Annotated in this window: 12 protein-coding genes; all 12 read right to left on the bottom strand. The window is 47.5% G+C overall.

Annotated features, from left to right (window positions below; all coding sequences use genetic code 11):
- Positions 1-10: 10 nt before the first annotated feature.
- Positions 11-1060, bottom strand: coding sequence for a protein-glutamate methylesterase/protein-glutamine glutaminase (locus ACUALS_RS14410; protein ID WP_038187936.1), 1050 nt, complete (start codon positions 1058-1060; stop codon positions 11-13).
- Positions 1060-1707 carry a chemotaxis protein CheD gene (locus tag ACUALS_RS14405; protein ID WP_038135580.1) on the bottom strand — a complete coding sequence of 216 codons (648 nt, stop codon included), beginning with the start codon at positions 1705-1707 and terminating at the stop codon, positions 1060-1062. Before ACUALS_RS14405 ends, ACUALS_RS14410 begins: the two co-directional genes overlap by 1 nt.
- Positions 1708-1716: 9 nt before the next feature.
- A complete protein-coding gene (locus ACUALS_RS14400) occupies positions 1717-2574 on the bottom strand; it encodes a CheR family methyltransferase (RefSeq protein WP_334474417.1) in 858 nt (285 codons plus the stop codon).
- Positions 2559-4571, bottom strand: a complete 2013-nt coding sequence (locus ACUALS_RS14395; RefSeq protein ID WP_334474416.1) for a methyl-accepting chemotaxis protein — start codon at positions 4569-4571, stop codon at positions 2559-2561. The genes ACUALS_RS14400 and ACUALS_RS14395 overlap by 16 nt, the downstream gene beginning before the upstream one ends.
- 61 nt (positions 4572-4632) lie before the next feature.
- A complete protein-coding gene (locus tag ACUALS_RS14390; protein ID WP_038135587.1) occupies positions 4633-5103 on the bottom strand; it encodes a chemotaxis protein CheW in 471 nt (156 codons plus the stop codon).
- Positions 5100-5600 carry a chemotaxis protein CheW gene (locus ACUALS_RS14385; protein ID WP_454450023.1) on the bottom strand — a complete coding sequence of 167 codons (501 nt, stop codon included), beginning with the start codon at positions 5598-5600 and terminating at the stop codon, positions 5100-5102. The genes ACUALS_RS14390 and ACUALS_RS14385 overlap by 4 nt, the downstream gene beginning before the upstream one ends.
- A 65-nt stretch (positions 5601-5665) precedes the next feature.
- Positions 5666-7723 carry a chemotaxis protein CheA gene (locus ACUALS_RS14380; protein WP_454449666.1) on the bottom strand — a complete coding sequence of 686 codons (2058 nt, stop codon included), beginning with the start codon at positions 7721-7723 and terminating at the stop codon, positions 5666-5668.
- A gap of 107 nt (positions 7724-7830) precedes the next feature.
- Entirely contained in the window at positions 7831-8190 is a 360-nt protein-coding gene (locus tag ACUALS_RS14375; protein WP_038135593.1) for a response regulator, read from the bottom strand.
- Positions 8165-8476, bottom strand: coding sequence for an STAS domain-containing protein (locus tag ACUALS_RS14370; protein ID WP_005469178.1), 312 nt, complete (start codon positions 8474-8476; stop codon positions 8165-8167). The genes ACUALS_RS14375 and ACUALS_RS14370 overlap by 26 nt, the downstream gene beginning before the upstream one ends.
- A 336-nt stretch (positions 8477-8812) precedes the next feature.
- Positions 8813-10834, bottom strand: coding sequence for a GNAT family N-acetyltransferase (locus ACUALS_RS14365; RefSeq protein WP_454449665.1), 2022 nt, complete (start codon positions 10832-10834; stop codon positions 8813-8815).
- An 88-nt stretch (positions 10835-10922) separates the two neighbouring features.
- Positions 10923-11894, bottom strand: a complete 972-nt coding sequence (locus ACUALS_RS14360) for a ParB/RepB/Spo0J family partition protein (RefSeq protein WP_038187921.1) — start codon at positions 11892-11894, stop codon at positions 10923-10925.
- A gap of 6 nt (positions 11895-11900) precedes the next feature.
- Entirely contained in the window at positions 11901-13118 is a 1218-nt protein-coding gene (locus tag ACUALS_RS14355) for a ParA family protein (protein WP_005469364.1), read from the bottom strand.
- Between the last annotated feature and the right edge of the window lie 429 nt (positions 13119-13547).

The raw sequence follows: 13547 nt of genomic DNA, 5'->3' as shown, positions 1-13547 counted from the left end.
GCTCTCCTTGCTAATGGTTATCACTCGATAAGTAGTGGCAAATTTGCTCAGACACTTTACCCAGTGGCACCACCGATTCCGCAGCCTCGAGTTCAACCGCTACTCGAGGCATTCCCCACACCACAGAAGTGGCTTGATCTTGGGCGATGGTTCGCGCACCTGCGTTTCTCATGCCCAGCATGCCTCTTGCGCCATCTTGCCCCATGCCCGTTAATATCACCCCAATTGACTGTTTGCCTACGGTCTCTGCAACCGTGTCAAACATCACATCCACTGAGGGTTTATGACGATTCACCGCAGGGCGATCATCAAGCTGGCAGTACAGATGTGTGCCTCTTCGTACGACAACCAAGTGTTTGTCACCCGGAGCAACATAGGCACAGCCATTAACCAATGGAGCGCGATTAGCCGCGAGTTCCTTAACGTTAAGGGCGCAGCTCTCATCCAGTCGCTGGGCGAAGGAGCCAGAAAACATCGCACTGATGTGCTGAGTAATGATGACAGGAGGCAGCCCCGCGGGCAGTGATGACAGCACCTGCTTGACCGCTTCTGTTCCTCCTGTTGAGGCTCCGATAGCAATCAACTCAATGCTTGTGCGGCTTGGCGCAGAAACTTTAGCCACCTGTGCGCCATGCTCAAGGTGGGTTTCCTGAGCAACGTTCGCCCCAGCGGCGACCTTAATTTTCTCGTTGATTTCGCGCTTGTAGTTGACCATTTCTGCCGTGCTATCAACCGAGGGTTTGGGGAAATAGTCGACCGCTCCATATTCCAATGCCGCTAAGGTGGCTTGTGCGCCATGCTGGGTTAAGGTCGAAATCATCACTACAGGCATAGGACGCAAACGCATGAGATTTTTCAGAAACTGGACACCATTCATTTTGGGCATTTCAATATCTAAAGTCAGTACATCTGGGTTGTGACGTTTGATCATCTCTCGCGCTTCATAAGGATCGGCAGCCATGGCGATCACCTCAAGATCGGGATCGGCGTTGATCAACTCTGCCAGTAGTGCGCGAAACACGGGCGAGTCATCAACCACTAGTACTTTGATCTTTTTCATTAAAATAACTCCACGTCATCGTCATGCTTGCGATGACTTTCTCTATCCAACTGATGTGCGTATTTTTCTTCTTGATGTTGTAACCGGTGGACTTCAGTAAATGGAATGCGTTTTAGCCACGCCTTACCACTAATAGGGTCAAACATCACTTTTCTTGGCTCTAGCCCGCCAAGATCTTGTGCGATAACCTTGAGTTGCTCTTGCTCCACATATTTAAGAATAAAGGCGACGTTTTTCGCCCCGATCATCGAATGTCTGCCGAGCATCTGAGCGCCACCAAACAGCTTAAACTGTAAATTGTCTCGCTCTGCCCCTCGTTCAATTAATGCGTTCAGCAACATCTCCATGGCGTGAATACCATAACGAGAGGCGGTAGAAACCAATGACTCCGGCTGCCAACTTTTGATCTGACTGTAGTTGTCAAACGGCAGTAGGAAATGGTTCATTCCTCCAACGTTAGCCGTTTCGTCCCAGACACACGCAGCGATACATGAACCAAGCCCCGTTGCGATTAACTCATCAGAGCGCTGGGTACAATAGACACCACCGGGCGTCACCTTAACGATGTGCTTCTCTCTCTGTGGATGGTAGAAGCGATTAAAATGCGCGGTGGGCGCTTGGGTTTTCTCCTGTCGTATGCCTATCATCCTTGTCCCTTATTTCTTTACGTAAATGGTGTGGCCAAGATGATGGAAGCCGTCAAAATCGGCAGGCATACTTTCTGAGTGACCAATAAACAGCACGCCGTTGGGGCTTAACTGTTGATGAAACCGTGTAATCAGCTCCTCTTGTGTTTTCTTATCGAAGTAAATCATCACATTTCGACAAGAAATCACGTCAAATCGCTGCTCAAACGACCAATTTTCCAGCAAATTCAGTCTTTGAAATTGAATCATTTTTTGCAGCCCTAGACGCACTTTAATTTTGCCACTATGGCGACCAATCCCTTTTACAAAGCAGGGCTTGAGGTACTTAATCGGAATCGCTTTTAACGCCTCTTCATCGTAAATACCTTGCTCGGCAACCTCGAGGACACGGGTATCCAGATCCGTTGCCGTTATCTCTATTGAGTCAAACTGCTCTAGCGCATTGGCCGTGTGGAGTGACGCAATGAAACTGTAAGGCTCTTCACCGGTTGAACACCCCGCAGACCAGATTCGAATGTTCCGCTTACCTTGCTGTGCCCACTCTGAAAGCAATACTTTCTCCATAAAATCAAAATGGTGGTATTCACGGAAAAACTGGGTTTTATTCGTGGTTAAGCAGTTGATAAAACAAATACGCTCTTCACTGTCTTGCTCAATCAGAGTTCTGTACTCGGCAAAACGCTTTAGCCGTAATCGTCGCAGCTGGCGGCTAATACGACCGTAGACCAAGGTTCTCTTTCTGTCTGAGAAGTAAATGCCCGCATGTTTGTGCATAAACCATTGAATGAACTTAAAATCTTGATCTGTAAGCTCAAATTCTGGTTTTTCGGGCATCCTTGACTCAGTTTGAACTAGAACTCTTCCCATTCATCTCCGTCCTCTTCTAGCTTTAAGCGTGAGTTAGCGACCTTTGGCGCTCTTATTTCCCTGACGTTGCCTTTGCGCCCAGACTCTTTCGTCCGGCTTTCAAATGTGGTCACGTTGCTGTCTGTGGCAAAAAAGTTCATCAAGTTGAGGAGTTGCTTACCTTCATCTTTAAGCGATTGGCTTGCCGCAGATGTCTCTTCGACAAGGGAGGCATTTTGTTGAGTCATTTCATCCATGGTCGCCACCGCACGGTTGATCTCATCAATGCCGGTTGATTGCTCTAGGCTTGATGAGGCGATTTGCGCGATCAACTCGCTCACCTTCGCAACCGCATCAACGATCTCACTGAGCGTTTCACCTGACTCATCCACTAATCGGGAGCCTTCATCCACCTTCTCGACGCTGTCTTTGATCAGCCCCTTAATTTCTTTAGCCGCAGCGGCACTGCGTTGGGCAAGGTTACGTACTTCCCCCGCAACAACGGCAAAGCCGCGACCTTGCTCGCCTGCTCTGGCGGCTTCCACCGCAGCGTTCAGCGCTAGAAGGTTGGTTTGGAAGGCGATTTCATCAATCACGCCAATAATGTCGGCGATTTTCTTGCTCGCAGAGTTTATTTCCGCCATGGCAGAGACCACCTGACCGACCACTTCGCCGCCTTTGCTGGCTTTTTTACTGGCGTCATCGGCGAGGTCGTTGGCACCTTTGGCGTTGTCTGCATTGAGCCTTACTGTGGCTGTCATCTGCTCCATGCTCGCCGCGGTCTCTTCCAAGTTAGACGCTTGCGCTTCGACGCGCTGACTGAGATCATTGTTGCCTTCCGCAATCTCGGTGGAGGCGGTCGCAACACGGGCTGATGAATGGGTAATTTTCTCGACCATGTTGCGTAAGTTGATGATGGAGGTGTTTACCGCGTCAGACAGTCGTCCAAATTCACCTTTGTTGTCGTCAGACATGGTGCTATTGAGATCCCCATCCGCCACTTGGCTCATAACATCGATACATTGGCCAAGCGGCGCAACCATGGTGTCGAGCAAGTTATTGATTCCATCACCCAGCTCTTTCATAAAACCGCTGTACACGCTGGTATCAATGCGCTCGCTTAGCTCGCCATCAATCGCTTTTTGGATCAGAGCTTCGACTTGTCGTTGCCCATCTTGCTGCTCTGTAATGTCGACCCATTGCAGCGCAGGACCAATATAGTTTCCTTGCCCATCACGCATCGCGATACAGGTGAGATTAAACTCAAGTGAACCTACCGCAATGTTGGAAGAGAATGGCAAGCGATCAGGATTGGCAATGATGTTTCTCTGATGGCTAGGATTTTTATGAAAGACATCAATATTTTTTCCGACAAGATTACTGGCATCAAACCCTGGCAACACACTTTGCAGATCCCGTTCTCGGCTACTCAACAGCGCTTTTAGCGACGGGTTAAGGTAAGTAATGATGCCATCTTTATCCGCCATCATTAGGTTGGTGGTCATCCCTTCCACCGCAGAGACCAATCGACCAATCTCACGCTCTTTCGCCAGCTCTTCCGTCACATCTTTCCACTCGAGCGTATTACCTACGTACTGGCCGTGCGCATCTATGATGGCACCGACATTGAGCTCGATTTGGACATCTTTCACTTTGATGTTGGTGGTGTATGGCAGGTTTGAAGGATTCGACAACAGTTGTCGCTGGTGGCTAGGGTTAACGTGGAAAGCATCAATACAGTAACCGAGCAAAAACTCTTCGGTCGCTTGGAAGTTGGGCCACACCGAACGAAACAAAGCCTCATGCACTTTAAGCAACTCAATCGATTTTTTATTGATGTAGGTGATATTGAAATCCCGGTCTATCATCATCAACGCCGTTTGGGCAGCATTTAACGCACACAGCAACTGCTCTTTTGATATTCCTTGCTCCTCAACCTCAAAATCTTGAGTTAAGGTATCTTGTGTCGGCGCTTTAAACGCTGTATCTACCTCGGATTTCCTGTTCCAAAATGCCATGAGTTACCTCTCAATGATTGCTTTGACCAGTGTTACAACACGCTGATAAAACGGGTTGAAGTCATGCCCCACTGTGTACTTCATGATGGGGTTCAACGAGCTCTGCTGCATCAAACAGAGCGTCCAAATGTATTAAAATTAAGTGCCCAGAATCGACCGACGCGATCCCCCTGACGTAACTGTGGTCAACCTCAGGAGCGACGTGCGGTGCCGGTTTTATCTGCTCATCCTTCAGCGGATACACTTCAGAGACACCATCGACAATAATGCCAAGTGGGTGGTGTTGTGCGTCATTCAGCACGATCACCACCGTTGTCGGACCTAATGTTGCCGCGTGCAAACCAAACCGTAGCCTCAAGTCAACTATAGGCACGTACTCGCCGCGAATTTCTAAAACGCCCTTCATATAGGAGGGGGAATTGGGAATCTCTCGGACAGGGCTCCAACCGCGTACTTCACGAACATCTAAGATAGGGACACCGTATTCATCGCCATCGAGGACAAAGCTCAAAAACTCTTGCGTCAAACTCATGCGTTCTCCCTTAAGATTCGCTCAATGCTCAGCAACTCATTGGTATCAAGCAGCGACATCACCTGTTCATCCACGTTGAGTAAACCTTGTAAGTAGGGGGTGACTAACGAATCCCCAACCGCAGGATACAGCGCATTGTTTCCTTGGCTTATCACATCGCTCACGGCATCAACCACCAATCCCATCAAACGTTGTTCCTGTCCGTTTGAGCTGCGCAATACAATCACGACGGTGGTCGGCAAGTAATCTGCTTGTCCAAGGTTAAAGCGAAGTCTCAGGTCTACGACCGGAACAATCATTCCGCGCAAGTTGATCACCCCCAATACAAACTGAGGTGCACGCGGTATAGGGGTCGGCTTTTCCCACACTCGAATCTCTTCCACATCGTTGATGTTCACGCCATAGAGTTCCGCCGCAAGTTGAAAACTAAGAAAGTCCGCGCTTTCATTGACCTCTTCGTTTACTTCGCTGAGCCAAGTTTCAGCGTGGGCAGTCATAGACTGTTTCGACGCTTGAGAAAGCTCGTTACTCAGCAATGCTTCTGTTTGATTCATCTTGCCTCCTACGCCGCGATCCCTTTGTGTGTCCCCTCTGAGGCTCGGTTCAAGAAGCTGGTGATCAGCCCTTGAATATCGAGTATCAGAGAGACCGAACCGTCTCCAAGAATGGTCGCCCCAGAAATACCACTCACTTTGCTGTAGTTAGACTCTAAACTCTTAATCACCACCTGCTGCTGGTCGAGCAACTCATCGAGCAGCAAACCCACACGATTGCCTGCCGCCTCCACAAAGCAAAGAATACGTTTATCGAGTGCCCCGCTCTCGCCCATTTGCAGCTCTTCTTGCAAGCGTAAAATCGGTATGTTTTCGTCACGCAGTCGATACAGCTCTATGCCACCAGACGCCAGCTTGATGCAGCTCGGATCGATTTGGATAGACTCAATAATGGTCAGCAATGGGATGACATACACCTCTCCGCCAACTTTCACTAATTGACCGTCTAAAATCGCGAGCGTGAGCGGTAAGCTAATGGTGAAACAGCTGCCTTCATCCAAACGTGATTCCACCTCAATGTGGCCACCTAACTCTTCAATGTTGCGGCGAACCACATCCATGCCAACGCCTCGTCCAGAGATGTCCGACACTTCATCCGCGGTGGAAAATCCAGGGGCAAAAATCAAATTCATTATCTGCTTGTCAGAAAATTCTTCTCGACGCACATCGGAATCAAGTACACCTTTTTCGATCGCCTTATTCCACAACTTGTCGCAGTTCAATCCCGCACCGTCATCTGAAATTTCGATGACAATGGAACCGCCTTGGTGGTAGGCATTCAGCTCAATTACCCCCAGTTCAGGCTTGCCTTTTTCAAGCCTCAACGCTGGCTGCTCAATCCCATGATCGATTCCATTCCTAACCAGATGAACCAAGGGATCGACAATCCGTTCAAGTACCGTCTTATCGAGCTCTGTTTGTTCCCCTTTAATCGATAAGTTGACCTGTTTCTCAAGACGACTGGATAAATCTCGAACCAGCCTAGGAAAGCGACTGAACGCAAAACTCATCGGTAACATGCGGATGTTTAGGACGTTTTCTTGTAGGTCTTTGCTGTTTTGCAGCAGCTGATCGAGGCCAGCTTTCAACTTCTCCAACTTATCAATGGAAAAGTCATTGCCAATTTCGGTCAGCATCGATTGGGTGATGACCAGTTCCCCCACCAAGTTGATGAGACTATCAACTTTGTCGATGTCGACACGAATCGAACTGACACTGGCTTCACCCTTTGCCGCTTTAGCCACCGGTTGAGGCGCTGGTTCTTGTTCAACCTCATTCCGCGTGCTCACCTCCTGCGCACCGGGCGCTGGCGCGATATCACCATCCGACTCACAACTCGGCTCTTCATTGGTTCTCTCTACGATCAAGTCACACTCATCTTCTACCCATTCAAAGATTTCTCGAATCAATAGCTCATCGACAGAGGCTGGTAGCGTAGCAATCCAACTCAGATAACAGAGCTCAGCTTCAAGGTCATCAATGCTTGGGATGCTTTCAAGGTTTGCGACGATTTCGCATTGGTCGTCCAGCTCTTTTAGCTCGCGCACAATACGTAAAGGGTCATTACCACTGAAGAATATCTCTGGGTGAGGTTTAAAGGTGACTCGCCAATCCCCGTTTATGGCATCTTTTTTTGCGGAGTTGTCATCGGTTGGCTCAGTGAAATCTGCGTGTGAGTTCTCTCCTAACAGCGAGTCCAGTTGAGCACGCACATCATCAAGCAAGTTGTCATCGGTCTCTGTGCCTGATTCATGTTGCTCTAACATGCTTTGAATGCAGTCACCACTTTTGAGAAGTACATCGACCGAGCTCGCACTTAGCTCGCGCTCACCCGTACGGACAAGGTCAAGATACGCTTCAACCGAGTGAGTAAATTCACTGATATTAAGCAGGTTAAATGTCGCCGCACCGCCTTTTATCGAATGTGCAGCGCGAAAAATGGTATTGATAGACTCAGCTTCGACGTGTTGAAGATCGAGGTTTAGAAGCACGTCTTCTAACACTTCCAGATTCTCTCGACACTCTTCGCAAAACATTTTGCGTAGCTGTTCCATGTCTAAAGCCATATTGTTTCCCTACCAAAGACGATTTCTATTGCTCGCAGTTCAAGTTGCAATGCCTGCTGCTCGCTTTATTAGTTCGATGATTCTGTTTTGTCTCTCAGCGTGACAACCTAAATCACACGTTTTAGAGTTTTGAGTAATGTTTCAGGGTTGAAGGGTTTGACCAACCACCCCGTTGCACCGGCTGACTTGCCTTGCATTTTTTTATCGGTGCTGGTTTCAGTGGTGAGCATTAAAATAGGGATGAACTTGTATTGCGGTTTTGCACGCAGCGCTTTTACTAATTCAAAGCCACCCATATTTGGCATGTTGACGTCTGAAATCACCACATCAAACTTTGTGCTCATCACTTTACTCAACGCATCTTGGCCATCGTTCGCGGTTTCGACCTGATACCCCGCATCTTTTAGGGTGTGACTCACCATTTGGCGGATTGAAACTGAATCATCCACAGCTAGAATTTTCGTCATGCTTGCTCTCTCCACAGTCTTCATTCCATTTGATCTGCTCACTTAGTCCTAAGGTACCAAGCGCTTCAAGCAGTATCTGAGAAGGATGTTTTAGCTGAATGTCAATTTGATGATTGTTGGCAGAAATGAATAGGGAGCAAAGTGCTTGAACACCAGCCGCATCGACACGAGATACTTGCGAAGCATCAATGACGATTTCGGTGTTTTCAGATAGCCACTCTCTGTAACTTGAAGTGGAATCCAGCACGGTTGAGATATCAAGCGATTCAGGTAAAGCACAGTCCATGTATTAACCTTCACTTCTTATTATTTCTAGCCAATATAAATCTTGTTGCCTAAAAATGAGTGTAGGAAGAACTGAGTAATTCGCAAATGGCGGTACTAATAAAAAAGCACCAGAAACATACAAGCCGTTTATCGTTTGAACGAATTATCTTAGAGAAATTAGAGGGTTAGTTAGAAACACTAGTCCCTTACAAAAAAGGCGGTTTTTTTGGTGGGGGCAATCCCAATATCGGTTTGGGTCAAATCAATTTACAGTGTAAATAGAACGTCATTTACACTGTAAACTGGTATTTCATCGCAAGATAACTTGCCGATCGGGAGTGTTTTACAGTGTAAATTAACAGGCTCGGTATTGGTTAATCCAAACATCAAGTTGCTGCTTAAACATGGCTTCAACGTGTTTACGCCCCGCACACTGAGCGAGACGAGCGCACTCACTCCAATCTTGTTGTTGTACTATTTTCGCAACCAAAAGATCACTCATGGATTGAATAACTTGAGGAGAACGCTTCCACAACGCATCAAGCACAGGGGCAATACTGTCATATTGAGCACCTCCGGCTAAGTAGCCCTGAATCAAGGCATCAAAATCTGTAACATCAACGGAAGCATCACTTTCATCGACCAAACTACGGACTAAGTCGCTTTCAAGATGCTGAAATAAATTCGACAAAGAAAACTGAATAAACAAGCGATAGTAATCGCAAGCGGCAGGAATCCAAGAAGCGCGTCCACTTACCATCAGCAAGGAATGTGTGCCGCTGGCATGGTCACGACTGCTTCCCAACTTCACCGGGGAAAAGCCGCAGTGTCGCCAAAAATGGACCAGCTCAGACGTCGCCCCAAAACTGGTTGAGTAAAAGTCTGCGCTCGTTTGTGCTTGAATCTGCGCGACCATCTCTTGACCTATGCCCTTGTCCTGTAACTCAGGGTGAACCGCAATTCTCATGATGCGTAAACTCGATTCGATTGCCGCTTCTGCGATACCCAACTGCGACGCTAAACTTGACGCCACTAACTGCCCCTTGGGTCGACGGCGTCCTTGCTGAATATCTGAAACGGTTGCCGCGTCTAAACCGCCCTCCTCAACCACTAACAGACATCCCACACAAACATCGCTTTCGAATGTCGCATACAGGGACATGGCGTCGTCATTAAGAAGCAGCAAGAGATCATTCGGTGAAGTCTGATAATGAGCGTTCACTAAAAGTGCGAAACATGAGCGCAAGAGATGAGGGCTATCCAGCAACGTCTGTTTATCCAATCGCGACAATTGTGTTCGATGCGATTCACACCCAGCATTTTCGAGTTCCGCGTCCAGTAAGAAGGTCTCAAAAAGCCAACCTTCCAAAGGATCAGATTCATTCCAACGAATCGGTTGTGAGAGTGCATAAGTTTGCGTCCCAGGTCGACACGCCTGTAGCCACGTCTGAAACTTAACCGTGAAGCCGCGACCACAGCCCTCATAGCCATGCACTGTGGTTGAAAATACTGCGCGATGGTAGTGCGCCACCATCTGCTGCAACATCGGAATGGGAATGGCCGACGCTTCATCCACAAACAGACAATCACAGTTGGGTTTTCGTTTTAGCAAATCATCCGGCGCGATAAACTCGATCACAGAATCACCCAACATCAAACGCCCTTTCTGAACTTGCGCGCTGTCGAGCAAGCGTTCTGCGTGCTGGAATATGGGCTGTACCGTCGCCAACGTTGGCGCACAAACCAAAATATGCATAGCACGTGTTTGGATTAATTGCGCCGCAGCGATTCCAAGCGCACTACTCTTTCCGCGACCTCGGTCAGCAACCATCACCAAAGGACGTTTACGATGCCCTTCAACCACCTTACGAATTTTCTCTACCGCTACATTTTGCTGCTGATAAAGCTCTACAGAAGAGGCATGGCGTGAAGGTAATGCAGAGAGATTGGGGATCTGATTTTGATGCAGTTGATACAAGTTCGCCAAAGAACGTTGTAGCCATTGTCCATCAAGAGAGGATTGATTGTGCTCGGGAGGAAAAACCAAAAGTAGACCGCCACCGCGCAAACACCCCAATGCCGCACTAAAACTGTTGGCATCAAACTCGCTGCGCAAGTCACAGATCAATAAGCCACACTCCTGGCCAAGCAACTGTTGTCCCTTATTGTAACCAACGCTGAGGTCAGCATAAGCAATCGCCTCCCCTCCTAACTGAAACACTTTTTCTGACTGCAGCGACTTAGTTACCGATTCAGCCACAGATTCAGCGGTGCTGACTTGCCACTCGTGCTGGCCATTCAGTACTACGCCATAACGATGGAAGTTATGACCAGCGATATCGGTCAAAGTAGATAGAAAATGGTGCGTCGCGTTCATGAGGTCTCTCGTTTGGTCGAAACAACAGGCCGCATTATTGCACAAAAAAAGCCGCACGAGGCGGCTTTTCACTGTGAGTTGTTTTGGACTATTTAAGCTTGTCCGCTACATAATCGAGGATGTCTTGCATCACGGCGTCATCCACTTTCTTTAAGTTAAGCGCCAGATTCTGGCCCTTACGCGTGTAGCTTGCGCGCCCTTTGACCAGCTCTTTCTTAGCCGATACTGCCGCTTTCTTTGGCGCCAACTCTTCAATCCACGCTTCGATGGTTTCCGTCACATCTTTAGTGATACGAGTCACTCCGTGTGCTTGACTGCGCTGCCAAACAAAACCACCTTCAGAGCCACACTTGGCAAGCAACTGGTTACGTTTGTCTTCGTCTAAGCCATTAAATTGTTTATGCAGCTTCACAATCGTAGGACGACCTAAGTCCGCGACATTTGGATAAGCCTGAAGAAGTTCCAAAGGTAAATCGGCAGCCTTCAACGCACCACTGACAAGTGCCTCACTGCATTGGAACATTTTAGCTAACGCTTTCTGATCTTCTGCTTCACCACTTTCTAGCTTCGCGAGCATCTCTTTGCCTTTTTCAAACAATGAAAGCGGCTTGTGCGCATTGGCCACATCAGACAGGAACTTAGCGTGTTCACTACTAATGTTGTCACCAACGTAAACCAAGAACTCTTTGCCTGCCAAAATACATGACATGCGACGACGGCTACCATCGAGAACTTCGATACGCCCATCTTCACGCTTGCGACCCACCGCTGGGTATTGTTGACCACGCTCGCGTAAAGTCACCAGTACGTCAGACAGCGCATGTTCGTTTAAAAATGACTGTTCACGTGCGTTTTCAGCAAAGACAACGGTCTGCTCTTTAACCTGTTCAGCAGGAATACGAACCAACTCAAATTGTACAGTTTGTTCACCAGCGACCGCTAACTCAATCACCTGAGCCTGCTCTTTAGCTGCTTGTTGGGCTTGCTGTGGAGTCGTAACATGACGCTTGTTTGCTTTACCAAAAAGACGCGCGTTAAGATCTGAAGTTTTTATTGCCATGCTCTATTACCCCTGATTCAGTGATGACCAATGACTATGAAGGACACGTTCAAGCTCAAGCGCACTCTTTTGAACGGCGTCTTGCGCTGTCGCCAGTGTTTTCTTGCCACCTTCAAAATCGCCAGTTGTAAGGTCGAAAACGGTGCTGTACGTATCTGCACAAGTTTCAAATGCGCGGCTTCTTGGAATGGTCGCCATCATCACTTGATCCCCTAACAGGTAGTTCATTTCCGTCAGTACCGCGACTTGCTTCTTGTTGTCATCTTCAAACATGGTTGGCATCAAGCGGACAAACTCTAATCCCTGCCAATCTTCTGGGAACATTTCGTACACCGTCGGCAGATGTTGGAAGAAGTTAACCGTCGACGCCCAGTCAAGACGCTTCGCCGCACAAGGGATAAGCAGCGCATTTGATGCGTACATTGCGTTCCAAACAAGCGGGTCCACGTGTGGACCGGTATCAATCATAATGACATCAAAGTCATCGGCAATTTGATCGATAAGTTTCTCTTTAAGCAGCTTAACAATGTCCAACGACTGATTTTGTGACAGGCTTTGCCACGCTTCAGCATTGAACATCGCGTCTTCAGGGAACGCTGATACGGTTTTTAAGTTTGGATACTGAGTAGGCAGCAACACATTCTTGTGCAGAAATTCGTTATCGATTTCCACACCTTCAGGCACGTTGTCGAGCATAACATCGACAGCAGAATAGATGTTGTCGTGATCTGTGATGCTAATTTGCGGGTTTAAGAACAGACGAAGTGAACCTTGTGGATCCAAGTCAATCAGACAGATACGGTAGCGCTTGTCTAAGTTTAGTGCCATACACGCCGCGAGATGAACAGCCGTCATCGATTTCCCCGTACCACCCTTTTGGTTTTGTACGTTGATAATCCAAGGCTTATTGTCACCATTTTTCTTACGCTCATGAAACTTAGGTACGCCAGCCGCGTCCATAAGCATATGCGCTTCTTGAAGAGAAATAGAATAGTGATTGGCGTTGTTCTTAGTGAACTGATGACCCGACTCTTCAAGCTTACTGATGGCATCATCCAATTTACGACGAGTCAGACCTGAGCGGGTTTCCATCAATGCTTTTGACATTGGTGGAAAATGGTCATCACTGCGCTCTTCCAAAACAATCTCAATGCGGTCTGCTTGAACCTGAGCGGTTTGCTCCGCGAGGCGATTGAGATTTTCTATTGTGTTATCTCTCTTCATTGCCAAATTCCGTAATAAATGACTTACCCACGATTGTACAGCATTTAATTAAATTAACAATAAAAAGGTGAACATGCACTTATGGATAAAAATCACATTAAATAGAAAACATTTTGTCATTTTAGTGACAATGGGTAAAAAGCACGCAAAAAATCCGATTTTTAAAGCTTTGGAATAACCCGAAAAGTAAACTAGATTTAAAATGTTACAGTATCACAAATTTACATTGTAAAAATAAAAGGCTACAGATTAAGGACCAAACCTCGGAACGATTAACTTTGCAGCGTATTTTACGGATGGTGTCATTTCAATTTAAAACTCGATAACAAAATCTCTAGAACTCAATCGCAAAGAGCGGAAATAGAGGAGGAGTTCTAAATCTGGCAAACCAACTAGGGATTCGTAATTGCAACAAATCTCTCGAAACGA

The sequence above is a fragment of the Vibrio sp. NH-7 genome (assembly GCF_053643215.1).
The sequence above is the reverse complement of the archived record's forward strand: the minus strand, read 5'-3'. Positions and strand labels throughout refer to the sequence as shown.